The sequence below is a fragment of the Paenibacillus sp. MMS20-IR301 genome (assembly GCF_032302195.1).
Lineage (GTDB): Bacteria > Bacillota > Bacilli > Paenibacillales > Paenibacillaceae > Paenibacillus_AQ.
This window is the reverse complement of the sequence record NZ_CP135275.1, coordinates 1,213,932-1,237,903: the sequence shown is the minus strand read 5'-3', so window position 1 is coordinate 1,237,903 and position 23,972 is coordinate 1,213,932. Positions and strand designations below refer to the sequence as shown.

Annotated in this window: 30 protein-coding genes; 5 read left to right on the top strand and 25 right to left on the bottom strand. The window is 49.2% G+C overall.

Going from position 1 to position 23,972, the window contains the following annotated elements; translation table 11 throughout:
• Positions 1-522 precede the first annotated feature (522 nt).
• Positions 523-1,722, top strand: coding sequence for an IS4 family transposase (locus LOS79_RS05370; protein WP_315415358.1), 1,200 nt, complete (start codon positions 523-525; stop codon positions 1,720-1,722).
• Between the two features lie 494 nt (positions 1,723-2,216).
• Here the strand turns inward: LOS79_RS05370 and LOS79_RS05365 are convergent, their stop codons facing one another.
• Positions 2,217-2,576: a hypothetical protein gene (locus tag LOS79_RS05365; protein WP_315416861.1), complete on the bottom strand. Its 360-nt coding sequence runs from the start codon at positions 2,574-2,576 to the stop codon at positions 2,217-2,219.
• 253 nt (positions 2,577-2,829) lie between these two features.
• On the opposite strand from LOS79_RS05365, the gene LOS79_RS05360 reads away from it, so the two are divergent.
• Positions 2,830-3,339 (top strand): GNAT family N-acetyltransferase, encoded by a 510-nt coding sequence (locus LOS79_RS05360; protein WP_315416860.1) that lies wholly within the window; start codon positions 2,830-2,832, stop codon positions 3,337-3,339.
• Between the two features lie 90 nt (positions 3,340-3,429).
• On the opposite strand, the gene coaW is transcribed toward LOS79_RS05360, so the two are convergent.
• A complete protein-coding gene (gene coaW, locus LOS79_RS05355; RefSeq protein ID WP_315422007.1) occupies positions 3,430-4,221 on the bottom strand; it encodes a type II pantothenate kinase in 792 nt (263 codons plus the stop codon).
• 98 nt (positions 4,222-4,319) lie between these two features.
• On the bottom strand, positions 4,320-4,682 hold the full coding sequence (locus LOS79_RS05350) for a MerR family transcriptional regulator (protein ID WP_315416859.1): 363 nt from the start codon (positions 4,680-4,682) through the stop codon (positions 4,320-4,322).
• A 74-nt stretch (positions 4,683-4,756) separates the two neighbouring features.
• On the opposite strand from LOS79_RS05350, the gene LOS79_RS05345 reads away from it, so the two are divergent.
• Positions 4,757-5,035: a hypothetical protein gene (locus LOS79_RS05345; RefSeq protein WP_315416858.1), complete on the top strand. Its 279-nt coding sequence runs from the start codon at positions 4,757-4,759 to the stop codon at positions 5,033-5,035.
• 25 nt (positions 5,036-5,060) lie between these two features.
• Here the strand turns inward: LOS79_RS05345 and LOS79_RS05340 are convergent, their stop codons facing one another.
• The 9 genes from LOS79_RS05340 to LOS79_RS05300 form a co-directional block, all read right to left on the bottom strand.
• Complete coding sequence (locus LOS79_RS05340) at positions 5,061-5,714, bottom strand: ABC-2 transporter permease (RefSeq protein ID WP_315416857.1); 654 nt, start codon at positions 5,712-5,714, stop codon at positions 5,061-5,063.
• A 3-nt stretch (positions 5,715-5,717) separates the two neighbouring features.
• Positions 5,718-6,572, bottom strand: a complete 855-nt coding sequence (locus LOS79_RS05335) for an ABC transporter ATP-binding protein (protein ID WP_315416856.1) — start codon at positions 6,570-6,572, stop codon at positions 5,718-5,720.
• Positions 6,569-6,952 carry a GntR family transcriptional regulator gene (locus LOS79_RS05330; protein WP_315416854.1) on the bottom strand — a complete coding sequence of 128 codons (384 nt, stop codon included), beginning with the start codon at positions 6,950-6,952 and terminating at the stop codon, positions 6,569-6,571. Before LOS79_RS05330 ends, LOS79_RS05335 begins: the two co-directional genes overlap by 4 nt.
• 188 nt (positions 6,953-7,140) lie before the next feature.
• Positions 7,141-7,758 (bottom strand): HAD family hydrolase, encoded by a 618-nt coding sequence (locus tag LOS79_RS05325; RefSeq protein ID WP_315416852.1) that lies wholly within the window; start codon positions 7,756-7,758, stop codon positions 7,141-7,143.
• A 21-nt stretch (positions 7,759-7,779) separates the two neighbouring features.
• Positions 7,780-8,391: a class I SAM-dependent methyltransferase gene (locus tag LOS79_RS05320; protein ID WP_315416851.1), complete on the bottom strand. Its 612-nt coding sequence runs from the start codon at positions 8,389-8,391 to the stop codon at positions 7,780-7,782.
• A gap of 20 nt (positions 8,392-8,411) precedes the next feature.
• Entirely contained in the window at positions 8,412-9,044 is a 633-nt protein-coding gene (locus LOS79_RS05315; RefSeq protein WP_315416850.1) for a pyridoxamine 5'-phosphate oxidase family protein, read from the bottom strand.
• Positions 9,044-9,436, bottom strand: a complete 393-nt coding sequence (locus LOS79_RS05310) for a VOC family protein (protein ID WP_315416849.1) — start codon at positions 9,434-9,436, stop codon at positions 9,044-9,046. Before LOS79_RS05310 ends, LOS79_RS05315 begins: the two co-directional genes overlap by 1 nt.
• Positions 9,437-9,608: 172 nt before the next feature.
• Positions 9,609-9,971 carry a hypothetical protein gene (locus tag LOS79_RS05305; RefSeq protein ID WP_315416847.1) on the bottom strand — a complete coding sequence of 121 codons (363 nt, stop codon included), beginning with the start codon at positions 9,969-9,971 and terminating at the stop codon, positions 9,609-9,611.
• A gap of 19 nt (positions 9,972-9,990) precedes the next feature.
• The gene (locus LOS79_RS05300; RefSeq protein ID WP_315416845.1) at positions 9,991-10,293 is read right to left on the bottom strand and encodes a hypothetical protein; all 303 of its coding nucleotides are present in this window, start codon (positions 10,291-10,293) and stop codon (positions 9,991-9,993) included.
• A 337-nt stretch (positions 10,294-10,630) separates the two neighbouring features.
• Between LOS79_RS05300 and LOS79_RS05295 the strand changes: the two genes are divergently transcribed.
• The gene (locus tag LOS79_RS05295) at positions 10,631-11,002 is read left to right on the top strand and encodes an iron chaperone (RefSeq protein ID WP_315416843.1); all 372 of its coding nucleotides are present in this window, start codon (positions 10,631-10,633) and stop codon (positions 11,000-11,002) included.
• Between the two features lie 141 nt (positions 11,003-11,143).
• Here LOS79_RS05295 and LOS79_RS05290 read toward each other — a convergent pair whose 3' ends face one another.
• The 11 genes from LOS79_RS05290 to LOS79_RS05240 all read right to left on the bottom strand — a co-directional run bounded on the left by LOS79_RS05290 (position 11,144) and on the right by LOS79_RS05240 (position 21,608).
• Positions 11,144-11,641 carry a YcxB family protein gene (locus tag LOS79_RS05290; RefSeq protein WP_315416842.1) on the bottom strand — a complete coding sequence of 166 codons (498 nt, stop codon included), beginning with the start codon at positions 11,639-11,641 and terminating at the stop codon, positions 11,144-11,146.
• Between the two features lie 87 nt (positions 11,642-11,728).
• Complete coding sequence (locus tag LOS79_RS05285) at positions 11,729-12,652, bottom strand: DUF7638 domain-containing protein (protein WP_315416840.1); 924 nt, start codon at positions 12,650-12,652, stop codon at positions 11,729-11,731.
• 102 nt (positions 12,653-12,754) lie between these two features.
• Positions 12,755-14,311, bottom strand: coding sequence for an ABC-F family ATP-binding cassette domain-containing protein (locus LOS79_RS05280; RefSeq protein ID WP_315416838.1), 1,557 nt, complete (start codon positions 14,309-14,311; stop codon positions 12,755-12,757).
• 130 nt (positions 14,312-14,441) lie between these two features.
• The gene (locus LOS79_RS05275; protein ID WP_315416836.1) at positions 14,442-14,972 is read right to left on the bottom strand and encodes a GNAT family N-acetyltransferase; all 531 of its coding nucleotides are present in this window, start codon (positions 14,970-14,972) and stop codon (positions 14,442-14,444) included.
• Positions 14,973-15,099: 127 nt separating this feature from the next.
• Positions 15,100-15,906, bottom strand: coding sequence for an energy-coupling factor transporter transmembrane component T family protein (locus tag LOS79_RS05270; protein ID WP_315416834.1), 807 nt, complete (start codon positions 15,904-15,906; stop codon positions 15,100-15,102).
• Complete coding sequence (locus tag LOS79_RS05265) at positions 15,896-16,756, bottom strand: ATP-binding cassette domain-containing protein (RefSeq protein WP_315416832.1); 861 nt, start codon at positions 16,754-16,756, stop codon at positions 15,896-15,898. Before LOS79_RS05265 ends, LOS79_RS05270 begins: the two co-directional genes overlap by 11 nt.
• Positions 16,741-17,541, bottom strand: a complete 801-nt coding sequence (locus LOS79_RS05260; protein ID WP_315416831.1) for an ATP-binding cassette domain-containing protein — start codon at positions 17,539-17,541, stop codon at positions 16,741-16,743. The genes LOS79_RS05265 and LOS79_RS05260 overlap by 16 nt, the downstream gene beginning before the upstream one ends.
• Positions 17,528-18,361, bottom strand: a complete 834-nt coding sequence (locus tag LOS79_RS05255; protein WP_315416830.1) for an SDR family NAD(P)-dependent oxidoreductase — start codon at positions 18,359-18,361, stop codon at positions 17,528-17,530. Before LOS79_RS05255 ends, LOS79_RS05260 begins: the two co-directional genes overlap by 14 nt.
• 36 nt (positions 18,362-18,397) lie before the next feature.
• Positions 18,398-19,552 (bottom strand): thiolase family protein, encoded by a 1,155-nt coding sequence (locus LOS79_RS05250; protein ID WP_315422006.1) that lies wholly within the window; start codon positions 19,550-19,552, stop codon positions 18,398-18,400.
• 5 nt (positions 19,553-19,557) lie between these two features.
• Positions 19,558-21,048 carry a class I adenylate-forming enzyme family protein gene (locus LOS79_RS05245; protein WP_315416829.1) on the bottom strand — a complete coding sequence of 497 codons (1,491 nt, stop codon included), beginning with the start codon at positions 21,046-21,048 and terminating at the stop codon, positions 19,558-19,560.
• Positions 21,049-21,056: 8 nt separating this feature from the next.
• Positions 21,057-21,608: a biotin transporter BioY gene (locus tag LOS79_RS05240; RefSeq protein WP_315416828.1), complete on the bottom strand. Its 552-nt coding sequence runs from the start codon at positions 21,606-21,608 to the stop codon at positions 21,057-21,059.
• Positions 21,609-21,829: 221 nt separating this feature from the next.
• Here LOS79_RS05240 and LOS79_RS05235 point away from each other — a divergent pair, with 221 nt between their 5' ends.
• On the top strand, positions 21,830-22,807 hold the full coding sequence (locus tag LOS79_RS05235) for a biotin--[acetyl-CoA-carboxylase] ligase (RefSeq protein ID WP_315416827.1): 978 nt from the start codon (positions 21,830-21,832) through the stop codon (positions 22,805-22,807).
• Between the two features lie 12 nt (positions 22,808-22,819).
• Here LOS79_RS05235 and LOS79_RS05230 read toward each other — a convergent pair whose 3' ends face one another.
• Together LOS79_RS05230 and LOS79_RS05225 are read right to left on the bottom strand one after the other, a co-directional pair.
• Entirely contained in the window at positions 22,820-23,311 is a 492-nt protein-coding gene (locus LOS79_RS05230) for a hypothetical protein (protein ID WP_315416826.1), read from the bottom strand.
• A gap of 35 nt (positions 23,312-23,346) precedes the next feature.
• Positions 23,347-23,871, bottom strand: coding sequence for a hypothetical protein (locus LOS79_RS05225; protein WP_315416825.1), 525 nt, complete (start codon positions 23,869-23,871; stop codon positions 23,347-23,349).
• Positions 23,872-23,972: the final 101 nt, after the last annotated feature.

Genomic DNA, 23,972 nt, shown 5'->3' with positions numbered 1-23,972 from the left:
TTTCATACTATAATCCTATTAATCTCACTAGTCAAGTATGATTTATGGGTGAATAATAAATAGACACCAGTCTGTCAATTGTAAGCGCTCCCTGCAGCCTTAACAGGAGCGCAACAACCTTATCCGCTGTACGAGTTTCATGTTTGGGCTAATAACCGGATATTTGACCATTTGAAGCAGCTTTCTGAGGGGTATTTCAGCGAGAAATAGAAGGATAAGCTATCGTATGAAACATATAAATTCTTATATATGAACAAAATCGCCCTCCGGGTGGACTTCGCTGCTTGCGGTGGATTAACTTACTCGTTACTATTCCTCACGGCGAAGATCCTTCTGTTTAGCAGCTGCTAGTTAAATGCTGAGTTTGGCCTCTGTTGAAGGAAATAAGTGGATAAACGTCACTAGCGTTGCATAAAAGCTAACATTATCCGAATGGAATAAACTACCTGTCCAGAAACAGAAAAAAACTCTAATGTAAGAAGGTAGGCGCGTTGTCCATACCCCCTTACAAAGGAGCTCTCAATGGATAACGTTAAAGCAAATTCAGTCATACGTCAATTCTTATCTTTACTTCCGGTCAATGCTCTAGACCCCACCGTGTTCGATTACTACACTAAAAAGCTAACTGTGATGAAAAGTATCTTGATTTTTGTTTCCGCCCAGTTGAATCGATGGGGTTCTTACAGCGAAATCGAAGCTCAAATCCGTGCACAAACCGAACTGCAGCGTTTGTTTCATTTGGAAAGTATTAGCGGCTCTCAGTTATCCCGTTCCTTAGATCGTCTGCCTACCGAACTGCTCGAGTGGCTTTTTCAGCAACTGGCTCTGCGGGCCAAAGAGCGGACAGCATCGTTAAGTGGGATTTCCAAAACCATTGGTAAACTGAGCATTGTAGATGCTTCCACCATTTCGTTACCCCTGAATTTGGGGAATTGGGCACAGGTGACTCGTAAGGCCAGCAGCGTCAAAATGCATCTTCGTCTGGTTGTGGCCTCGCCCGACACCGTGTTTCCCGATGCTATGGTTCCCACGACTGCCAATGTCGGAGATCGAGCGTGTGCCGTAGAATTGGTCATTCCTTCGGACACGACTTATGTCATGGACCGGGGGTACGATGACTACAAAAAGATGGAGGCGTGGAGTACCCAAGGGATTCGATTTGTGATGCGTCTGCGGGACCGGGCATACACCACTGTCCTTGAAGAATCTACGGTGCCTGCCGGAAGCCGAATCCTTCGGGACGCCAAGGTCCACATGGGCCGTGCGGATCGGGCGGACAAGAAAACCTTACGCCTCATTGAATTTCTGGATGAAAAAGGGCGCCTCTACCGGCTTGTCACTTCCATCTGGGAGGTATCGGCGGAAGAGATCGCACAGATTTACAAAAACCGTTGGCTCATTGAGTTGTTTTTTAAATGGATGAAGCAGCATTTGCGAGCCGTGCACGTGCATAGCTACAAACCGCAGGCGATCTGGAATCAGTTGTTCCTGGTCTTAATTACGGCGCTTCTGGTGCAGGAGGCCAATGCTTCTTTCGCCCGGAAGCTAACGCCTTGGCAGTTGCTTAAACTGATGCGGGTGTATCTCTATCTGCCGTGGTCTGCATTGGAGCAAGAGGTGTTACGTCCGCGAAAATCGTCCAAAGGGAAACCCACGGGCGTCCGTCCAAAACCAAAAATTCTACGAACGACGGTAGGCAAGCTACGGCCGAGCAAAAAGTAATTCGAACGCAAATATGGATTTAATTGACAAACGCGTCTTACATCTATTCCCTCCTACTCTTTTTAACTTTTGAGAGAAGAAGTGGATGTAAAAATATTCTTTAAAACCAATAAATAGGTATATATAGATTTCATGTTAGGGTTAATGCAATGCGAGTGGATAAACGTATCTTAAATTCGCCTTTTTTGGTCCTTTGAGACATTTAAGTGGACAAACGTATCTTAATTCCGTCCATTTCGCTTACTTTAGCCTGTTTCCCTAATATTAAGTGCTCTTTTTCCACTTGCTGTTTAATCTTTCCTCCTTCGTTCTTGCAGCAAGTGTTATTTATCCATCTATTAATCTGCTTCTGTGCTCTCCGGACTTGCATAAATATCGCTCCACGCCGCTTAAGCCACTTTTTCACTGTTATCCGGATTTTAGAATAAAAAAACACCTGTCATCGGGAATCCCAATCCCGGATTGACAGGTGCTTTTTTATATATTTGAATTAATTATGCCTTAAACAACACAATAATCTCAGTTAACAGCACCAGGCCGGCAGCAGACACTCCGAGCGAATTGATAATGGTCAGTGCCTCCGGGTAGCTCTCTTTGCGGAACTGTGAACACAAGGACACTGTCCATAACACACTGAAGAAAAGTCCTGTATATCCGCAGCCCTGCTCCTTAAGCACATCTCTGCGCCGCTGAAAAAACCTGCCCAGGCCCGCGAAGGTAAACAACATATAAATAATAAGCTCACCGGTGGAAATAACGATGACTTCGCCTGCCGAAAAAAGATGCATCAATGCATATTGAATGCCTAACGCCATGAACACAATCAGATTAAAGGAAACTTTGTGTAAACTCAACCTTTTCTCCCTCCCATTGCGCAATAATGTATACCCATCAAGAGATAACGCTTACATTATAATTGCAAACGTTTTCCACTATCTGTGATATATGACTCTTCAGGCCTACTTATTACGCAATATGTGAGGTTTCTATGTACAAAATGCTCATAGACAACTGATAACCGAGGGAATATAGTGATGAAGAATGAGTACAATTAGGCACTTAGCACGATGATTCTAATAAAATATTCTTATTATTGAGGTGAGCAGTATGAGTTTATCTGATCCGTTTGAGACTGCGCGCCTGCACTTCCGCCTGCTGCGGCCAGAGGATGCTGAAGCTGTACACAGGCAATTTTCCGACCCGGATATGTGCAAATATTTCAGTGAGCCTCCCTGCGACCAGGAAGAAGCCTTGGCCATTATCGGGCATTACCGGAATCCGGAAGGACAAGACCATCTCCGCTACGGCATGTTCGACAAAGTAACCGGTGAATTCATCGGGACATGCGGTTACCATTACTGGGACCGTGAGCTTAAGCAGGTCGAGCTTGGCTACGATATATGGAAGGACTACTGGCAGATGGGGTATATGTCGGAAGCCCTGCCCGCTCTCATCCGGATCTGCTTCGGGCAGCTTAGGGTCGAATGCATCTATATCCTGACCCATCCGCAGAATGAGGCTTCGCTGGCCAGTGTCCGCAAATTCGGATTCGCGGCCTGTCCCCCCTGCAGACCGGTGGATGAAGAACCGCAGGTGTGTATGAAGCTGATCCGATAATACGGCACATTAAGCAAGCCCGTGAGCATATCTCACGGGCTTGTTTAACCGGAACTGGTACAGGCTTTGCCAGCCTGCCAGATCCCTTCTTTACTCAATCGACAGCAGCGCTCCAATGGCTCCGCTGTACTCTCCGTTATCCAGCAGCACCGGTACTGCTCCCCGTAAAATCGTATAATCGGCAACCACTTTTCTCAGCATTTCATTGCCGATAAAAGAAGAACCGATATAGACGATCGTCGAGAGCCCGTGCTGCATAGCCGCATGAACACTCACTGTAGTTACCGTCTCTCCGACCAGTCCGATTACAGATGCCAGATAGTCCGGCGGGTTCAGATTAACCGGATCATGGGCCAGGTTGCCGAAATTACTGGCAGTCAAATCCCCGGAAATAGGTGGTACGGAGCCCTCATAGATCTGGCTGACCTTCAGGTCGATGTGCTCACGGGAGCCTTGCGGCGCTAACCGGATAATATCATCGTAGTCGCCTACCTCCGCAAGCAGCCTGGACAACCCAAGCAGTGTTCCGCCCCCGACCCCGGTCCCGCCGATCCGGAAATGCTCATCCTTGGTCACAATATGTATGGAAGTTCCCGTTCCTACGTTGGTCAGCACATGCTCCTCCGGCATCTGCTCCTTGCCCTGCAGCAAATGAAGCACGCCTCTGCAGGTTGCCTCGAACTCGACAATCTGCTGGACCTTCTGATCTAACAGCTTCTGCAGCAGATCGCTTTTTCCGCCTGTCACACAGAGCTCCACCTCAGTGAAATGCCCGCTGATCCAGGCTGCTATATCAGTCAGTTTCACAGACGGAAATTTGCGGAGCTCAAGCTGACCATCCTTTATGTATGCAATCTTAATTAATGTTCCGCCGGCATCGATGCCGATTCGTGTTGAGACGCTCAGGAATACCCCTCCTAAATTAAAAACATGTACATTAACAACTTTTAATAATACAGCACTTCCTGCTCAATATCACTTCATTTTGTAATCAGTTCTTCTATCTCAGCGAGATTCTCCAGCACCTGAGTCCTCTGCCTATCAAGCTCCGCTGCACGGGCATCAATTGCCTGCAGCCGTTCAAGCAGCACAGTGCGGGCGAAGGCCAGGAGGTCAGCTGTGCCGCAGCCGGATTCCGCCTTATATCCGAACAGACGCTGAATCTCCTTCATTGCCAGTCCCCATTGCTTCAGCTGCGTAACCGCCCGGAAATCCATAACTTCCTTCTCAGCGAAGAAGTAGCGGCCCCGCACAAGCGCCGGCTTCAGTAAATGCAGCTCCATATAGTAACGCACGGTATCCGCTGTCGTTCCCATCTCACTCACAAATCCGCCAATTTGCATCCGCCCGCCCCCTTGCCATGGGGTTAACCCCATGTGATTAAATCTGATTATATCCCACTGTGAGGAGGAAGAAGATGATTTATATCCTAATTGTACTGTATGCCATGCTTATGGGTGCTGCAGCAATACTTAAGTCCAGCAAGCTTGGAATTCCGCTTACCGCTGCTAACCTGCTTGGCTCATTAGCACTGCTCTGCACGCTGCTTTACCCGCTTTTACTCCCGTTTGGACTGATTATGCTCTTGGGCTGTGCTCTGTGTAACGGTTATGTGCTGCAAGGATTTATCCGGGTGCCGCATGTAGCGGTGCGGTGTGTGATTTCACTGGCCATATATACGGGCTACTTTCTCTGAGAATCATAATTGCACTAGCGGTGAACTACACACTTCTGTTCGTATACACGAACAACGATACACACCATGACAGGATGATCAGAAGTAAACTGGCCCCGAGCAGCCAGAACATTCCTGTTAAGTAATCTGAGGTAAGCCAATTATGAAGAAAGTTGCCAACAGGGATATCGAGCCATTCCATAACCCTTATAGCTATGACAAGGGCCCCGCCGACCGACATAATTACAATTAAGTCAAGCACCTGGACAAGGCGGGGGCCTGTGGCAAAGAACAGCGGGAAATAGATCGCATAGAACACAAGCAGAACCGCAAGAGTCAGAATGACGGACTGCAGACTGAACCAGGGCATTTCCTGTACTGGCAGAACGAGCCCGGCTAATCCGCGCCATAATAATGTCAGCAGAAAGGATAGGCTAATGAACATCACAACTCCTGCATATTTGGCGGTCACAATATCAATTCTGCGCAAAGGGAACGAAGCCAGCATACGGCCGTTGTTATTTTTCTCATCCGATTTACTCGCGACCACGATTAAGAAATGACTTAATATAGCAGCGGGAACCGTCAGCGGCATGCCTTCAAAGGCACCGAGAATGAAGAAGAAAACTCCGATAAACACAAAGCCCAGCAAAATGAACTTTTTTTGAATCCGGATATCCTTAATGAGCAGCTGCAGCATCTGTTATCCCCTCCTTGTGTAGACTAGAATGTCATCCAGCGACGGCTGCTCCACCCTCACCTGAGGGCCAAACGCCTCTTCCGAATAGCTGCTGCGGGCAATCAGCCCCTCGAATCCCAGCTCATTGTGCTCCACATCCAAAAACGTATAGTTCAGCCCCGAGGTCCGCAGCCACTCCGCTGGTCCTTTCAGGAGCAGGTATGAATCCGTCAGCTCCTCTTTCGTTCCGCAGAATTCCACTTGGCCGTGGCGGATATACACAATATAGTCGGCAATCCGTTCCAGATCGCTGCTGATATGGGTGGAAAAAAGTACAGACCGTGTTCCCTCCTGTATATATTCACTAAGTATGGTCAAAATCTCACGCCGGAACACCGGATCAAGCCCGGATGTCGGCTCATCCATTATCAGCAGTTCAGGCTCATGCGCGAGTGCCGCCGCCAAAGCGAATTTGGTTTTCATCCCTTTGGACAAATCACGGATTAAGCGCCGCGGAGGCAGCCGGAAATCATCAAGAGTCTTCTTAAAGGTCTGCTCATTCCAAGTAGGGTAGAACGACGCTATGATTTTCGCCATTTCAGTCAGGCTTAAGTGGTTGTAGAAGAAATCCTCATCATATACAAAGCCAATCCGCCGCTTGATATCCCGTTCCTGGTCCGCATAAGTCTGGCCGAACACCCGCACCCCGCCCCGGTCAGGCCGGATCAGGTTCATAATAGAGCGGATTAAAGTGGTTTTTCCCGAACCGTTCGGGCCGATCAGCCCGGTAATATAACCGCTTGGAACAGCAAAATTCAGATTCTCGAGTGAAAATTCACCACTTCGTTTAGAAAATCCCTGAAACTCAATGACATTCATGGTTCCAGCTCCTCTCCGAACAAAATTGTAACCAGATTCATAAAATCAGTACGTGTCAAACCCATATTCCTGCCTTCAGCAATTGCTGTACGGAGCTGATCCTCGAGTGCACGGTATTTAATCTCCCGGATAGATTCAATATTGTTGCCCGCTACAAAGGTGCCTTTGCCGGATACGGATGTAACCAGTCCTTCCTGCTCCAGATCGTCATACGCCCGTTTGGTCGTAATTACACTGATTTTCAAGCTTTGGGCAAGATTGCGGATCGACGGCAGCAGTTCCCCTTCCCGGAGCTGCCCGGCCAGAATCTGATTCTTGATCTGCTCCTTCACCTGCGAATAGATGGGTTCTCCCGAGGTTAGTGACACGGAGAGATGCATACGGCTGCTCCTTCCTAATCGTATATATCGTATATAAACAGTATATTCGATGATTCATACTATTTTCAAGCAAAATCGTCATTCATAACTAACTATTGTCCTCTTGCAAAAGAAAAGAACGTCCTGCAAAGGACGCTCAACTGTCTGAATTAATTATAATATACACTTGAAGAGGACAAGATGTATGACTAAAACAATTCCAGCAGCCCCTCCAACCGGTCAACCGAATAATCATACCGGCTCACTTCACCAAATCCGTATTGTGCATACACGAAAGGAATCCCGGCAAATGCGGCAGCCTTTCTGTCCCCTTCAGTATCCCCTACATACACTGGACTGCTTAAGTGATTCCGCTCCATGACCAGCCTAATGTTCTCACCCTTGGACAGGCCTGTTCTGCCCGGATTCTCATAATCGGTGAAATACTTCTGCAGCTGATGATATTCAAGGAAAACTTCGATGTATCCCGCCTGGCAGTTGCTGACGATGAACAGTTTGTATTTGGCCGAGAGCGTCTGAAGCACCTCTTCCAGTGACCCGTATAAGCTTCCGCCTGCTTTGGCCAGAAACAGATTCTCGATTTCACAGCATTCCCGCATAATTTTTTGCTGGGTATCCTCATCTACACCCGGGAACAGTTTTTGGCCGGCTTCATACACCTGCAGCCCCATAATCCCCTGCAAATCTTCCTTCGTTACTGCATTCGCGACACCTTGGTAGTTGCTGAGCACACTATTCCATCCTACCACTACGACATCTGTCGAATCCCATAATGTACCGTCCAGATCAAAAATTAGGCTATCCATTCCGTTTCTCCTTACGCAGGTTCATTGTTGATGTGCAGGTTTGGCCCAGATCAGATGGACCATGTTCTGCCAGTAAGCTTCTGTTTTGTCGATTTGCATTCCCGATTCCCGGACCAGCCCGAGAATATCCCTGGTATGATGACAGCCATAAATGCGGTAGAGCAGCGGGTTTAGTGCTTTTAGCGCAATAGCCACCATGAACTTCGAGCTGATCCCGTGCTCCATAAGCAGGATGGTCCCCCCCGGCTTACACCAGCGGTTAAGCTTGCTTAGCACCTCCAAAGGATGCTTGTAGCTGCACATGGATAGGGTGGATACTACCGTATCAAAAGAATGTGCCGGAAAATCCAATTCTTCGATATCCGCGCATATACAGTCAGCATTCAGCTGATAGCGCTGCGCAGCCTGGCGCGCTTTCGTGAGCATCGCTTCGCTAAAGTCTGCCGCAGTGATCCTGACCTCGCGGGGATAGAACGGGAAATTCGCTCCAATACTTACAGCAAGCTCAAGCACATCGCCTTTGGCATGGCTTATAAGCTGCTTCCGCCAGCGCTGCTGGCTGGGGTCTTCTCTTTTGCCGTCATACTGCCTCGCTTGTTTATCAAAAATCCGGATCAGCTTCTGCTTATCCATCTGCTCTGGCACTCCATTCTTTAATAGAGTCTCTTCGCGTAACTCTCTTCAATGCCTTGCCGGACGACTTCGACCGTAAATTCAGCAGCATTCACATGCTCCGCAATGATCCTTGGGACGGAAGGAAGCGACGAATCCTCCGGCCAGGACCCGCTGTCCCATATTTGTGAACGCTTGAAAGCTTTGGCGCAGTGCATATAACATTCCTCTACCTTCACACCAATCCCCAGGGTTGGCCGTTTATCTCTGGCCTTCATCCTGTCCAAAATTTCCTCATCTTTAATTACATACGCTTGACCGTTAACCCTGAGTGTCTCTTCAAGCCCGGGGATGATAAAAATCAGACCGGCATTCGGATTCACAAGAATATTGCGTAAGGAATCAAATCTGCGGTTGCCCGGTCTCTCTGGTATTACCAAATGCCCGTCATCCAGCACAAGCACCGCTCCCGGACCATCCCCGCGGGGGGACACATCGCAAGCGCCATGTTCGTCTGAAGTGGAAAGAAACAATAACGGTGACATGGCGATGAAATTACGGCAATTATGATCCAGATGCCGGATCGATTTACGCTTTACCACCTCACTTGGAACCCCGAGGAGTTCCCTAAGCTCAGCTTCGGTAGTCAGAATGTCTGTAAAAGGAATTGTCATTAGCGCCAGCTCTCCATTCGTATGTCTAAAGTAGATGTATGCAGCTCTAACTGAATGCCATCCGGGTCAAGGAAATTCACGGACCACCCGGTTCCCCGCTGCACCGGACCGCGCACGACAGCAATATTATTACGCCGCAGAATATCCAGTGCTTCATTGAAATCCTGCTCATCTATGTAGAAGGCCACATGATCCATGCCGGCATATCCGCTTGCTGCTTCCCTGTAATTCTGCCGTTCGACCAGGCACACCCAGGCGCTTCCCCACTCCAGATAGGCATCTGATCTGCCAAGGTGTCTTACCGTCATCCCCAGGATACCCTGATAGAAATCAAGGGACTGCTGCAGATTGCGGACATTGAGGGTGATGTGGCTAAATCCGGTTACTTTCATTTCGCTGCCTCCTTTTGTTTTAACATATATAGATCATTTAAGTATTTACGGAGATAAATCTTTTTTTATATATACTTTGATGGCTCGTCATAAAAAGAAAACTCACTGACATAATACCAATTATACGCAATCTCCTCTGCTTGACTCTGGGTTATTTGCCTGATTGATGTGTTCAAGAGAAGTCACCACTATTAACCTGTAATAAAACTTTTTCGATTTTCAGCTTCACTTCATCTATATCTCTTGTTTTGAACTTTACTAAGGGTGTGTCCCAAGCGGCTGTTTGTTGTTCGATATCATCGTATTGATCTATTAATAATAGAGTGTACTGACCCTGTGGCTTACCTTCAGGATACCAGCCTAAATCAAGAATTTTGTTATTATTGTTATTCACCAACAGGAGTAAATCCTCACTGTATTCCATCCAGTGTACATGTTCTTCATCGGTAAAATCTTCAGTTGATACTTCAGTGAAAATATTCCATTTCACTGTCCAACCTGTAGGAATTCTTAGCGGAACCAATTGTAATAACATCTAACCACTCCTTTAACAGCTATAGCCAGCGGGCAAATCCTGAACCGCGTACCTCTATCTGATGCTGGCCGGCCCAAGCCTTAAGTTCCTTAATTGCCTGATCTTCCTGATCCGCGAAGCTGAAGCAATATTTGTAAGGTACCATCAAGCGGCCCCGCGGCTTAACTGCAATGACTGGCTTGAAGTACCCTTTAACATAAATTCTCTTAATCCGCTCGGCTGCAATCGTTGCATTCTTCACCTGCAAATCTTCTGGCCTGATCGCCAGCGTAAACCTTCTCCGGAACATCATCAGCCTGTATAGCAAAATAACTATAATCATTGTGCTTATCGTGACAACTGCACTAACTATAAGTAGATGTACAGGATAGGTTCTTATAAACAGAAAAAAACAGATCCAGCATAACTGCGATATGATCATGAAGAACGCACTAAAAGCTTCCGACGGGCGTCTGGCTTTGTGACTTATAGAAGTATTCTCCATTCAAATCCCTCGCTTTGGCACAATATGTAAGATTACCTTATAATCATACAGGAAATTGCTGTAATGCAGAAGCCTGCAATAATGATACAAATTCGAGTAATGCAGATTTTGACTAAGTGCAGGTCACACTATATTATAGGAAGCATAGAACGGTTATAGATCAGGAGGAAATATCATGGACGTCTTTGAAGAGTATTTGGCAAAAATCGATAACCCGGTTCACCGGGCAGAACTGGAAGAGGTTCTCGCCTGGGTTCTGGAGCAATTTCCTGATTTAGCACCGCGAATTGCCTGGAATCAGCCAATGTTCACCCATCATGGAACCTATATTATCGGCTTCAGTGTAGCCAAACCGCATATGGCCGTGGCACCCGAGAAGGCAGGCATGGATCATTTTGCAGACAAATTAAAGCTGGCAGGCCTCGATCACACCAAGCTGCTGATCCGGATGAAATGGAGTAACCCGGTGAATTACGGGCTGCTCAGAGAAATCATCGAGTACAATATTGCCGATAAAGCTGACTGTACTACGTTCTGGCGGGCGTAATTGAGGCGGGCAAATAGACAAGATCAATTCTGCAAGAGATGAAGCAAGCTATGCCGCATGAAACTCAGACTGGCTTAATGTATAAACACTCATATTGAAAAAAGGACATGCCTTCCGGCATGTCCTTGAATAGCTGCCGTATCAGCGGATAATACCCGTACTAATCTTCCGGTGGGCTGCGGCATAAGCTCTGAATTTGTTCTCCTGCGTTGTATCCGTGAACGACTGTTTGGCAATGAACCAGTATTCGCTGTGTCCATGGAACAGCAGATAATAAGCTTTGTTCTCCCATACCTGGGTGAAGGAGCCCCATTTCATGATGGCCTGTGATTTTTCCGGATCGAAATTAATCCCGTCTGTATCAAACAGATAGTCAAACTCTTTATTGTATCTTGTATCTGCCGCAAGGATACGCGGTAACAATAACGTCCGTGTAGCAATCGACATGGCTATGGTAAGCACTAGCGTGATTGATATGCCGAGCAGAATCATCGACTCATTTTGCAGATACAGAATCAGACACACCGCTGCGAACGCTGCTTGAGCCGCAATTGACAGTATGGATTTCCACGAATTGAAGTATACGGCCCGTGCGACCGCCCCAATATGTTTTCCGTAATGAAAGCTGATTTTCTCCATCTTGCCACCCTTTATCTCTATAATCTGCTAACGGCTTAAGTATAACATGTTTACTCCGCGAATCCCTCAATGAAGACAGCTTCCCTTTTACACTTCACGTTTATTTTCAGGGGAGTAGATAATTCTGCGGTAATCCCAGTCCTTCGTATCCATATCTCCCAGGTACATTCTTTCATGTTCGGGGACGAGCTCATATTTGATTCTCAGCTGCTCCCGGTAGAATTCGATGGGATTCTCCAGATAGTTATGATAGGCGGCCCTGCAGGCTTCATGGGCAGTTTGTTCGCCATTCAGCTTCTTATGGAGATTGTACAGTTCTTTGAGCTTCTCTCCAGCGTCAGAGGAATATAAGGAGTCAGATAAAACAACCTTACCTATATTCAGCATTTGTATAGCAGTACCGGTTGTAATCTCAGTAAAGAAGGTTCCGTCTGCAAAAAGCTCTGCCAATTGCTCAAGCGTATACTCCTGCTCATCCGGCAGATTATGAATGAGCACCCGCCCATCCTTGTACACAGTTATATTGACTAAATAATTCTCACTGCCATACTTCATGAACAGATGGAGACTTGCGCCCTCTACGGTCTGGTAGAATTGTTCACTCGATACATAGAAATCCGTTGCGGCAGGCGAATGGGCGATCCGGCGTTGTTCATCACGCTGCCGCTCCCTGCTGGAAATTGCGTATATATTCGTGAGATCAGGATTAAGGCTGGCCAGGGTATTCTTAAAATGCTTATAATAGCTTTTCTCATCAAATGCCCACTGTGCCGATTCTACAATGTATGCACCCAGCCCATGTATAAAAATTTGCTCCCCTGCAGGAACAGCCGGTACTAACCAGCCCGAATCCAATTTGCCCTGCAAGCCCTTAAGGTCCACAAGCTCCCAGCAGTTCACCATTCCATCTTCATATACATCTACATTGATATAGAAAAATTGCCCCCCGTTGTGAATAAACCCGGGTATCGAAGTGCCTTCTATGGTCTTGGTCCGGCGGATGGCTCTCACCCTGAATCCTCCTCGTCAACATAAATATCCCGTAAGAGTGTCACTTTGTACAAAGCTGTGCTCTTACGGGTCACTGTGCAGCCCAGCATCACAGCCGGACTTTTAGAATACTTTGGTTGTCCATGATTCGCAGTTCCAGGTATCAGTCACGATATCGCGGTAGAATTCCGGTTCATGGGAAATCAGCAGGATGCTGCCTTTGTACGCTTTGAGTGCACGCTGCAGCTCATCCTTCGCATCTACGTCCAAATGGTTTGTCGGCTCGTCGAGTACAAGCAGGTTCGTCTCGCGGTTAATCAGCTTGCACAGCCGGACTTTGGCCTTCTCGCCGCCGCTGAGCACCGCAATTTTACTCTCGATATGCTTGGTCGTCAGGCCGCACTTGGCCAGCGCTGCCCGGATTTCGAACTGGGTGAAGGAAGGGAACTCGTTCCAAATCTCTTCAATACAGGTGTTATAATTCGATTCCTTCATTTCCTGCTCGAAATAGCCGATTTCCAGCAGATCGCCAAGCCGGACTGAGCCGGAAAGCGCCTGAATCTGGCCGAGAATGCTGCGCAGCAGCGTTGTTTTCCCGATACCGTTCGCACCGACGAGGGCAATCTTCTGTCCGCGCTCCATACTTAGGTCCAGCGGGCGCGACAGCGGTGAGTCATAACCGATCACCAGATCCTTGGTCTCAAAAATCACCTTGCCGGAGGTCCGCCCCTGCTTGAAGTTAAACTGCGGCTTCGGCTTCTCCTTGGCAATCTCGATCACTTCCATCTTGTCCAGCTTCTTCTGGCGTGACATAGCCATATTCCGGGTCGCTACGCTTGCCTTATTGCGGGCGACGAAATCCTTCAGGTCTGCAATTTCCTGCTGCTGGCGCTTGAATGCGGATTCCAGCTGCGATTTCTTCGCTTCATAGACCTGCTGGAAATACTCGTAATCGCCTACATAACGCGACAGCGACTGATTTTCCATATGATAGATCAGGTTGATTACACTATTCAGGAACGGAATGTCATGGGAGATCAGAATGAAGGCATTCTCATATTCCTGCAAATAGCGCTTCAGCCAGACAATATGCTGTTCATCCAGATAGTTCGTAGGCTCATCGAGGAGCAGAATATCCGGTTTCTCCAGCAGCAGCTTAGCCAGCAGCACCTTGGTCCGTTGACCGCCGCTGAGATCATTAACATCCTTGTCAAGACCAATATCAGTGAGGCCTAGACCACGGGCGGTTTCGTCGATTTTGGCATCGATCAAATAGAAGTCCTGGCTGGTCAGCATATCCTGAATCGTTCCGACATCCTCGAGCAGCTGCTCCAGCTCTTCCGGTGTCACATCGCCCATTCTGCCGTACATATCGTTCATTTCCTGTTCCATATCGAACAGATACTGGAATGCCCCGCGCAGCACATCACGCATCGTTTGTCCCTTCTGCAGCACGGCGTGCTGATCCAGATAACCGGCGCGCATACGCTTTGCCCATTCCACTTTGCCTTCGTCCGGCTGCAGCTTGCCTGTAATGATATTCATGAAGGTCGATTTACCTTCACCATTCGCACCGATCAGACCAATATGCTCGCCCTTCAGCAGGCGGAAGGATACATCCGTGAAGATCGCCCGGTCGCCGAAACCGTGGCTTAGCTTTTCTACATTTAATATACTCATGAAGTGAACACCTTTTCCTTTATTCTATATTCTCGTCATATTATAAAGGCTAACGCGCCACAACTCCAGAGCAGGTTTGCAAAAAAGAGCGGTTTTTGTTGCCGTCAGCCAGGATATCCGCTATTTCGGCTCAGAAATGATTAACCCAGCCTTCTGCCGCCAGCTCGTAATCAATCGAGGATTGCCATACGCCCAACTGGTCCTTCCAGGAATTATAGTGCACGGCTGTCTGGCGGAAGCCGATTGTCTCATATACATGCTGTGCCCTGGTATTCTTGAGGTTGGTATCGAGTATAATTCTCAGATAACCCAGCTCCTCAAACAAATGGCGGATCAGCAGTGTTAAAAAACGGGTCCCGGCACCTTTGTTCTGGGCACTTGAGTCACAAATCTTAATCCCGATCTCTGCTGTATGCTCAGCAGTCGCCCGGTAGCTCATCTCCCCGACAGGTATGGCATCGATCTCCAGGATCAGGCGGCCCTGCCGCTTATCACCTGCACTGCTCTGCAGTTTGCTTCGCACCTCTTGTTCAGTAGTGCCTATTCCGCGCGGAAAACCGGCGTGGGCCATTATGGCTCCATCGTTCCACCATTTGCACAGCAGCTGTGCATCACCCGCTGCCGCATCCCGGATGACTAAATTTCCATTATTCAAATACATAAATTCCCCTCCATCTGCACGCTCACTGAAATGTTCATAGACTAATTTTACCATGCAGTGATTTTCAGATTAAGGGAGGGTTTGGTTATACATAAACTATACAGAGTTGAAGTTCTTTAAGCCCTAATCAAATTACATGGGCATTCTGCAGGTACAGAAGCAGCAGCATGTAAGAAAGCGTGACTCCCCCGGCGGTATAATCCATTCGTGATAATATTAGCTCTCTATAAGAAGTGCGGCCCCTTCCAGTCCCATAGGCTCTTGCATCGATCGTCATGGCCAGCTGCTCTGCCCGTTGAACCGTTGTAATTAGCAGAGGAACCACCAATGACAAATAGGCAAACATCCGCTTATGGCCTTTGAGCGCTATTATGTCATACCCTCTGGCTCTTTGCGCCAGCATAATGCGGTCCAGCTCTTGAATAATTGTGGGGATGAAGCGGATTGCAATCACAAGCATTAATGCAGTAGCCTCAACCGGAACGCCCCGGCGGGATAGCGGCTTGCACAGTTGTTCCAGGCCTTTTGCCAGATCCAGCGGCCTCGTCGTCAAGGTTAGGAGCGATGCAAGCGACACGAGCAAGAGAATACGCCAGACAATGAAGAGACCCTTCTCTATGCCTGCTTCTGTCACTTTAACGGCCGAACCCGGCCAGAGCGGTACTCCGCTGGTATTGAAGAGATGGTAAGCAAAAGTAAAGGACAAGATGAGCACAACCGGCTTTAATCCGCTAAGAAATTTCCGTACCGGAATCCGGGACAACAGCAGCTGGCCTCCCGCAAAGACAGTAGCTGCAGCATATCCGCCATAATTATTGATGAAAAGAGAGCTGATTGTAAAGGTTAGCATGCTTAACAGCTTGGTGCGGGGGTCTAGCCGGTGAAGTACTGAAGCTGAAGGGATATACTGGCCCAGCAGGATGTTATCCTTCATGATGAAAACCTCTTGACTGCCAGACATTCCTCACAAGCTGCATAATATCTTCTTCCCTGCAGCTTGCCGGTTGAAGCTTCCGTCCGGAAATTTCCTCAATCAATCTTAAGAGCTGTACAGGCTCGGGCAAAGGCAATCCGGCTTGCTCCATCAATGCTGCATGCTTCAGAAACAGTTCATTCGCCTCCAAATGGGCCAATAAGCGTCCCTTCTGGAAGATCATCACCTCGTCCGAATAGTCGGCAACCTCCTCGAGCTGATGGGAGATGAGCAGTACTGTCCGGTTCTTCTCCCTCTGCCATGCCTTGAGCTGCCTCAGCAGCGCTGTCCTGTGCACGGGATCCAGTCCGGCGGTCGGTTCATCCAGAATAAGCAGCTCCGGCTCCATAATCAGCACGGAAGCGACAGCGACAAGCCGCTTCAGCCCCCCGCTAAGCTGGAACGGCTTCTCGTGGAGAAGATCTGCCGGGAGTCCCAGCTGCTTCATAACCGTCTTGACGGCTGCTTCCACTTTCCCTGGAGATTCCCCCTTCACAGTGAGACCAAAAGCAAGCTCCTTATAAACCGTCGTTGCAAAAAGCTGCTGCTCCGGATATTGAAACACATAACCGATCTGCGGGACAGACTTTATATTCCCTTTACTGTCCCTGGGCAGAGGCTCGCGGTCATGCGTATATTCGCCTTTGTAGCAAGGAACCAGTCCCTTTATTACTTGGGCAAAGGTGGATTTCCCTGCCCCGGTATGGCCGATTACCGAAATCCATTTCTTCTCCTTAAGCGTGCAGCTTACGGATTGAAGGATCTCTTCCCCATTCAAGTTTACACTTACGTCAGTTAACTCGTAGCCCATAAGGCAGACACCGTCTCCTTCCAGTCCGCACGCAGGGGAGCTTTCAATCCAAGTGCTTGATGCAGTCTTACCGCAAAAGGGGGCGAGAGCTGATGCTCTGTAATGGATACGCTGCTAAACAAAGCCGAGGGTGATCCGTCGAAAGCAATTTCCCCTCTGCTCAGAAGCAGAACACGGTCAGAGTAAAGAATCTCTTCCATATGATGCGTGATCTGAATGATGGTCTTGCCCTGCTGGTGAAGGGTATGCATGATATCCAGAATGTCTTTTCTCCCCTGCGGATCGAGCATGGAGGTTGCTTCATCAAAAATCACAATCGAAGGTTCCATTGCCACAACTGCCGCAACCGCCACCCGCTGTTTCTGTCCGCCCGACAATTGATGTGGCAGGGCTGCCGCATAATCTTCCATATGGACCGCTTGCAGAGCCTGATTCGCCCGCCCGGCCATATCAGCTCTCAGTACGCGCAGATTCTCCAGTCCGAATATCACTTCATCCAGAACGGAGGTTGTGATGAACTGATCGTCGGGATTTTGAAATACCAGTCCGGCCTGCTCCCGGATCTTCCCAAGGTCATCGGGATTCCGTGTATTCCAATGGTCCAGCATTACCTGTCCGTCTCTGGGCTGCAGGAGCCCGTTCATTAACTTGGCGAGCGTGGACTTTCCGCTTCCGTTCCCTCCAATGATGGAGATAAATTCGCCTTGGCGGATTTCGAAGCTTAACCCGCGAAGAACGGGATTTCCGCTCCGGTAATAATACTCGACCTGATCAAAAGTAAGCATCTGCCCCGCGCTCCCTCCGCTGTTTCCTTAATTCGAAAAAATCTTCCGGCGCAGAAGTAACTGCCGCACGCGGCCGTGGCTTATCCCAAGGTGTAATCTGCTGTCCGTTGATACCGAACACCTGCCCCGTCAGCTCCGGGTCCTTGTAATTCAGAAGCGCACGCACGAACCGGGCCACATCGTCCGCTTCACCCAAGCTCCATGCCTCAGGAAACGGCTCATTACGCTCGGCATATTTTTCTGTCAAATGTTCAATCACCGGCCGGGTCATATCGGTTATGGCAGCAGGAGCAATGCCGTTAACCCTGACTCTTCTGGGCTTCAGTTCATCGGCAAGCGTCCATACCATCCCGAGAAGTCCGGCCTTGGCCGCACTGTAATTGACCTGCCCCGGCGAGCCGGCTAGCCCTGCGGTTGAGGTCATCAGCATTATGTCGCCTCCGTAGTTCAGATGAGCTAATGCACGCCGGATGCAGTAGAACGCTCCATTTAAATGAACGTCCAGAACGGACTGCCACTCCAGATCCGTCATGGACTCACATCTGCGGTCATGAAGAATGCCGGCGTTATGAATTAGAATATCCAGGGAACCCAGCTTCCCGGCCACTTCGTCCATCATCACCGTAACGGCAGCGGGATCGGCAACATTGGCACAGAATCCCTCCGCGAAGCCGCCTGTCCCCCGGATGTCCTCGACTACTTGCTTAATACTCTCACTATGTAAACCATTAACGGCGACCTGATATCCGCAGCGCCCCAGCTCTGTAGCTATACTGCGCCCAATCCCCCGGGTTGCCCCGGTTATCAATGCCGTCTTCATAGATCCATGACCCCCTTTACAATGATAAAAGTGCCTTTAGCGTCTAGCCGCCTCCACCAGAACGGCCAGCCCCATCCCGCCGCCAATACCAAGTGTAGCTATACCCCGTTTGTAGGGGGCTTGCAGCATCTCCGAATACAGACGCGTCATAAGGATCGCACCGGATGCCCCGTAAGGATGACCCAGTGCTAACGCGCCTCCGCCGGGATTAACCTTATCCGCCGGAAGCTGAAGCTCCTGCAGTGATGCCAATACCTGTGCGGCAAAAGCTTCATTAAACTCAATGATATCCACATCTCCGATGGTCAGCCCCTGGCGGCTTAACAGTTTCCGCACCGCCGGAACCGGTCCGATCCCCGGATAACGGGGGTCCACTCCGGCAGCCTGAGAGTCAACAAAACGGAGGACGGGAGTCAGGTTAAGCTGTTCGCATTTTTCACGGGACATCATGAGCACCAGAGCGGCGCCATCATTGATAGGACAGGCATTCCCGGCGGTCACAGTGCCATCCTCCGCAAACACAGGCGGCAGGCTGCGCAGCTTCCCCAGGCTTGTATCCGGTCGCGGACATTCATCCTCTGCAATCTGTAATCCGTTAACCTCAAGCGGTACAAGCTCCGGTACATATCTGCCTGTACTTTGTGCCCGGACGGCTTTAAGATGGCTCTCCAGCGCATATAGATCCTGCGCTTCACGGGTAATCCCGTATTTAGCCGCCACATTCTCTGCAGCAGGCCCCATGTCAGGATCTCCGTAAGCAAGGGGTGTAAACGGTGCGCGTGTATATAAGGTTGGCGTCCCTGCCAGCGTGCCGGGCCTGAGCATCCGCCAAGGCGCCCGGCTTACACTTTCGGCTCCGCCTGCCAGGTATATCTCTCCTGCACCGCTTTGAATGAGGCGGGCCGCCATGATGATGGCTTCAAGCCCTGAACCGCATTGACGGTCGACTGTGACTCCCGGAACTGTAACCGGCAATCCTGCTTCAAGCACAGACTTACGGGCAATATTCCCGCCAGGCCCCACTACATTGCCGATAATGACATCATCAATCCATTCCGGCGGCAGCTGGGCTTCTGTAACGAGGAGGCGGATCAGCGGGGCAAGCAGCTGCTCCGGTTCAAGCGTGCTTAGCTGTCCGCCGATTTTACCGACAGGTGTGCGTCTGGCCATAACCAGCACGGTCTCTTTGATTTCTCTCATTTCATCCCATCTCCCACAATGTCCATCATCCGCTGGCGTGCAATTTTTCCGCTGCTGGTATAGATGAACTGTTCCACAGTAACGAGCTGCCTGGGCAGCTTATAACCTGCAAGATATGGACGGCAGTAATTCCTGATCTGCTCCAGAGTAAGCCGCTGTTCTCCGTTCCATTCAACCGCTGCCGTCACCTGCTCTCCCCACCGCTCATCCGGCTTTCCGAATACCATAACCCCGCGGATGGCCGGAATGCGGATCAGCACCGCCTCCACTTCTTCGGGGAACACCTTGTGTCCCCCGCTTTTGATCATGTTGCCGGCACGGCCAGCCAAGTGCAGATGCCCGTTATGATCAAAGAACATGTAGTCGCCCGTACGCAGCCAGTCCCCGCGAAACACGTTTGCCGTCTCTTCAGGCAGCAGGTGATACCCGGTGAACATCATTTCGCTACGGATATACAGCTCACCAATCATACCTGGAGGCAGCTCACGAAACTGCGCATCGCGAATGGAAATCTGCACGCCGTCGAACGGTTTGCCTAAGGAATCCGCCTCCGCCTCCCCGGTCATTTCAAGATAGCTGATGTAGCTGGCCTCCGAGGAGCCGTAATACTCATAGAGCTTCGTCTCCTGGAACAGTTCACGGCATCTTTGTATCAATGTCACTGGCCACTTGCCTCCAGAGCTGATTATGGCCTGTATTGATACCGGGTCCGTGGCCGCAGCGGCCTGACGGACCATTGCGTCAATCATCGCAGGCACAACGAACAGGACCATATCAGGTTCATGGGAGCAGAGGTTCAATACGCTCTCAGCATCGAATGCCGGAAGCAGATGAAAAGTCGCCATACTATACAAGGATTGCATCATGGCGAACAGCGACAGGGAATGTACGAACGGCCCGGGCGCAAGTACATGCTTCATACCGTTCAGCCTGAATGCCTTCTCCGTCGCTTCAAAGCTGGTTAACCAGGACCGGTGAGTCCGCATGTACCCTTTGGGAAGACCGGTTGTGCCTGAAGTGTATCCGATGAACAGCAGCCCGGGGCTCTCCTCTGCAGCGGCATCCGGTCCGAATTCGGCCAGCCAGGAGCTGTAGCTGCCGGTTCTCTGCTCCCCGCCGAAGTATAGCTGCTGAATTTCTCTATAACGTTCTGTGAAATCAGCCGCAAAACGCGCTTCACCAACGATCAGTCCGGGCTCACACTGCCGGATAACCCTGTCCAGTTCTTCGGGATGCCATTTAGGGTCCAGCAGCACGGGAACGCATCCTGCATAGATAGCGCCGAGAACAAACTCGGCGAATTCCATACGGTTACCGGATACAATTGCAATATTCCGCTTGATATGTCCGCCATGACGCAATCCGTTTGCAACCTGCTGCACAAGCCTCATGAGCTGGGCGTAGGAGCGTTCTTCCCGCCCGTCCGAGATCGCAATGCGGGAAGAGGCGGCCTGTCCACGTTCGAAAATGTGCTGTACCAGGTTCATGAGTATGCTCACACCCCCGTTTTTTCTTCAATGGGGCTGATTTCTTTCAGCTGCATTGTTATGACGGCCGCAATAACCGCTTTAATTATATCTCCGGGAAGAAAAGCTAAAGCCCCGATCAGTCCGGTCCAGACCGGTGTGTCTGTAATTAAGGCCATGACAGGCGCACCAATCAGATTGACCAGCAGTACGCCGAAGACCAAATTAGCAGCTATCAGCTTCCAGATGGAAACCCTCCGCCAGATTTTCTCGGAGTACCAGCCGATGAAGCCTGCCGCGGCCAGCCAGCTGAATATGTATCCCGCAGACGGCCCAACGAGCACCGCCAGTCCGCCGCGCCCGCCGGTCAGCACCGGCAATCCGAGGGCTATGAGAATGATAAAAACAGCCAGGCTAAGGGTACCCATCCGTCTGCCCAGAAAACATCCGGCCAGCATGACACCAAGCGTCTGGGCAGTGACCGGAACAGGAATGAAGCCAAGAGGCAAAGGCGGAATCATGCCCAGCACCGCAATGAGCGCTGCGAATAATGCGGCATACACAAGTTCTTTTGTCTTCAAGATATTGTCCTCCATTGAATAAAATAAAGGTTGTGCTCCGGTTAAAGAATACAGCCAATACGTTGAATTATAATGGAGACCCGCCCTATTGTAAACCTATTTAATAAATCAGGTTCACAATACAACAAAAGTAACACCTTCATTTTCCTATTGTTATCTAAGCATGTTAAACTAATCGAAGAGGTTTGATCGGAACGTAATATTTCTGGAGGGTTATTTCCATGACAGTTAAAGAACAAATTCTTTCCTTGCTGGGCAGCAACAAAGGCGGGTATATATCGGGCGAGGAGATTGCAGGGCAGTTATCCGTAACCCGCAGCGCAGTCTGGAAAGCCATCAAATCGCTGCAGACGGACGGTTATTCCATACAGGCTGTTACCAACAAAGGGTATTCCTTATCCCCTCTGACGGATATTTTGTCTGCCGGCGCGATTTCGAAACACCTGAAACCACAGAGTCATCAGCTGCGCCTTAAGGTTTACAAGACTATACCTTCAACGAACGAAGCTGTAAAAATGCTGGCCGCAAATGGAGAGGCTGAAGGGAAAGTGATCCTCTCGGAAGAGCAGACTGCCGGCCGCGGAAGAAATGGCCGGCCCTTCTTTTCCCCGCGGGGAACGGGCATCTATATGAGCATCCTGCTGCGCCCCAAGCTATCTGCGGCAGAATCCATTCTGCTGACAACCTCCGCTGCAGCCGCCGTTGCCCTGGCCATCGAGAGCGTATCCGGCAAAGACACGCAGATTAAATGGGTCAATGACGTATTCATGGATGGCAAAAAGGTGTGCGGAATTCTCACCGAAGCTTCCCTTTCACTAGAGAATGGCTTGCTGGATTATGCCGTTCTCGGCATTGGCATCAATGTAGCCCTGCCGGCAGGCGGCTTTCCTGACGGGCTTAGCGGGATTGCAGCATCTGTATTTTCCGAAAGCAATCATTATGACGATCTCCGCTGCCGGTTAGCTGCAGAAGTGCTGAATCATTTCATGGAATATTATGCGCATCTAACGGACAGGCCGTTTCTCTCCGAATATAGACAACGGATCCTTTCCCTTGGCAAACCTGTAATGGTGATGAAGGATAATAATCAGCGCGGGGCGACAGCCATTGACATTGATAACGACTGCCGTCTGAAGGTCAGATATGAGAATGGTGACGAGGAGTATCTTTCAAGCGGGGAAGTCAGCATTACCGTCTAGCTGCTGGCTGGATCAAATCCATGCCGCAAGCGCGTGAAAATGCAGATACAGCAAAGACAAATTCAGCAGCAGTCCAAGTATCGCCCATTTATTTCTCGTAATCATCCCCAGCACACTAATGCAAACGGCAAACAGCAGGAGGAAGTAAATCAGCCAGATTAGAAAGTCTGCGTTAAGTGCCAAGACATCCGAACCTGAATCATTTAACCAGACACCATCATACATTCTCTTGTTCTTGCTGTTTGAATAGATCAGCAGCCCGCCGATACAAACCGAAGACAATATCACCGGAACCGCAGTTAAGCCTCTGATGCTCTTCTTGTGTCTTCCTGAAGTCACTGACCATACACCATAAACAACGAACCCTATGAGAAGACAGACCATATACAGCTGATAGAAATACAACCCTTCTTCCCGGTCCCCGGTCCCGCCGCCCTCCGGCCCTAAAGCATATAAGAATAAATTGGTAATGACCAGTAAGAAATTCAGGATTGCATATTTCACTGTGCTAGACCCTATTCCCGCAAATTTATTCATGATTACGTCCTTTCTTGCGATCGCAACTTTTGCTGCATATCTATAATCCTCGGATTCCCTACAACAAACCAATAATTCACTTCGTCGTACCCTATGATATCAGCTGTTACATAGAGACCTTTATGTAGGTTCCGGTTCTTATAATTTGCAGCACATTCTTCATAATTCGCTATGGCTAACGTATCGAAATCAGGAAGGCTCACAATTACTCCTTGAGGGTAGAGGACCTCTATAGGGCCAGTAACTTTGGTACCCAATGGAAGTTTGCTTTTCAATTCAACCCAACTCTGCGTTTGATCTCTATTTATCCTATTCCACACTTCTTCAAATTCATCTTGAGTAATTCTTAACAATGTCTCGTCATCTAATGATAATTCTGTCTCAGATAAGAAAAAATCATATTTCTTTTGATTAGATATCTTACTCTCTTTACCTTCCTCCAATAAAATCTGCCTGAACGCCCAGCCTGCCTCATTCACTTCGAAATACCATCTTTCCTTACCGCTATGATCAAGCAGATATATCATTTGAGTTCCTCCCCTTATAAAAGTGGTTGTATTGAAAATGTATGTGGCCAGTGCAGCAGACCTGATGCTTGCGCAGCATTAAACTTTAGGAGCAGCGTGAA

Excerpts from the sequence above, each read along its gene's own strand:
- LOS79_RS05225 (WP_315416825.1), bottom strand. The coding sequence starts at position 23,871 with ATGATATATCTGCTTGATCATAGCGGTAAGGAAAGATGGTATTTCGAA.
- LOS79_RS05270 (WP_315416834.1), bottom strand. The coding sequence starts at position 15,906 with ATGAAGGATAACATCCTGCTGGGCCAGTATATCCCTTCAGCTTCAGTA.
- LOS79_RS05315 (WP_315416850.1), bottom strand. The coding sequence starts at position 9,044 with ATGACAATTCCTTTTACAGACATTCTGACTACCGAAGCTGAGCTTAGG.
- LOS79_RS05310 (WP_315416849.1), bottom strand. The coding sequence starts at position 9,436 with ATGAAAGTAACCGGATTTAGCCACATCACCCTCAATGTCCGCAATCTG.
- LOS79_RS05260 (WP_315416831.1), bottom strand. The coding sequence starts at position 17,541 with ATGCTTACTTTTGATCAGGTCGAGTATTATTACCGGAGCGGAAATCCC.
- LOS79_RS05255 (WP_315416830.1), bottom strand. The coding sequence starts at position 18,361 with ATGAAGACGGCATTGATAACCGGGGCAACCCGGGGGATTGGGCGCAGT.
- LOS79_RS05280 (WP_315416838.1), bottom strand. The coding sequence starts at position 14,311 with ATGAGTATATTAAATGTAGAAAAGCTAAGCCACGGTTTCGGCGACCGG.
- LOS79_RS05305 (WP_315416847.1), bottom strand. The coding sequence starts at position 9,971 with ATGTTATTACAATTGGTTCCGCTAAGAATTCCTACAGGTTGGACAGTG.
- LOS79_RS05275 (WP_315416836.1), bottom strand. The coding sequence starts at position 14,972 with ATGTATTTGAATAATGGAAATTTAGTCATCCGGGATGCGGCAGCGGGT.
- LOS79_RS05330 (WP_315416854.1), bottom strand. The coding sequence starts at position 6,952 with ATGCATCTCTCCGTGTCACTAACCTCGGGAGAACCCATCTATTCGCAG.
- LOS79_RS05335 (WP_315416856.1), bottom strand. The coding sequence starts at position 6,572 with ATGAATGTCATTGAGTTTCAGGGATTTTCTAAACGAAGTGGTGAATTT.
- LOS79_RS05235 (WP_315416827.1), top strand. The coding sequence starts at position 21,830 with ATGACAGTTAAAGAACAAATTCTTTCCTTGCTGGGCAGCAACAAAGGC.
- LOS79_RS05245 (WP_315416829.1), bottom strand. The coding sequence starts at position 21,048 with ATGAACCTGGTACAGCACATTTTCGAACGTGGACAGGCCGCCTCTTCC.
- LOS79_RS05320 (WP_315416851.1), bottom strand. The coding sequence starts at position 8,391 with ATGGATAAGCAGAAGCTGATCCGGATTTTTGATAAACAAGCGAGGCAG.
- LOS79_RS05295 (WP_315416843.1), top strand. The coding sequence starts at position 10,631 with ATGGACGTCTTTGAAGAGTATTTGGCAAAAATCGATAACCCGGTTCAC.
- LOS79_RS05265 (WP_315416832.1), bottom strand. The coding sequence starts at position 16,756 with ATGGGCTACGAGTTAACTGACGTAAGTGTAAACTTGAATGGGGAAGAG.
- LOS79_RS05345 (WP_315416858.1), top strand. The coding sequence starts at position 4,757 with ATGATTTATATCCTAATTGTACTGTATGCCATGCTTATGGGTGCTGCA.
- LOS79_RS05360 (WP_315416860.1), top strand. The coding sequence starts at position 2,830 with ATGAGTTTATCTGATCCGTTTGAGACTGCGCGCCTGCACTTCCGCCTG.
- LOS79_RS05300 (WP_315416845.1), bottom strand. The coding sequence starts at position 10,293 with ATGATTATAGTTATTTTGCTATACAGGCTGATGATGTTCCGGAGAAGG.
- LOS79_RS05340 (WP_315416857.1), bottom strand. The coding sequence starts at position 5,714 with ATGCTGCAGCTGCTCATTAAGGATATCCGGATTCAAAAAAAGTTCATT.
- LOS79_RS05370 (WP_315415358.1), top strand. The coding sequence starts at position 523 with ATGGATAACGTTAAAGCAAATTCAGTCATACGTCAATTCTTATCTTTA.
- LOS79_RS05290 (WP_315416842.1), bottom strand. The coding sequence starts at position 11,641 with ATGGAGAAAATCAGCTTTCATTACGGAAAACATATTGGGGCGGTCGCA.
- LOS79_RS05350 (WP_315416859.1), bottom strand. The coding sequence starts at position 4,682 with ATGCAAATTGGCGGATTTGTGAGTGAGATGGGAACGACAGCGGATACC.
- LOS79_RS05325 (WP_315416852.1), bottom strand. The coding sequence starts at position 7,758 with ATGGATAGCCTAATTTTTGATCTGGACGGTACATTATGGGATTCGACA.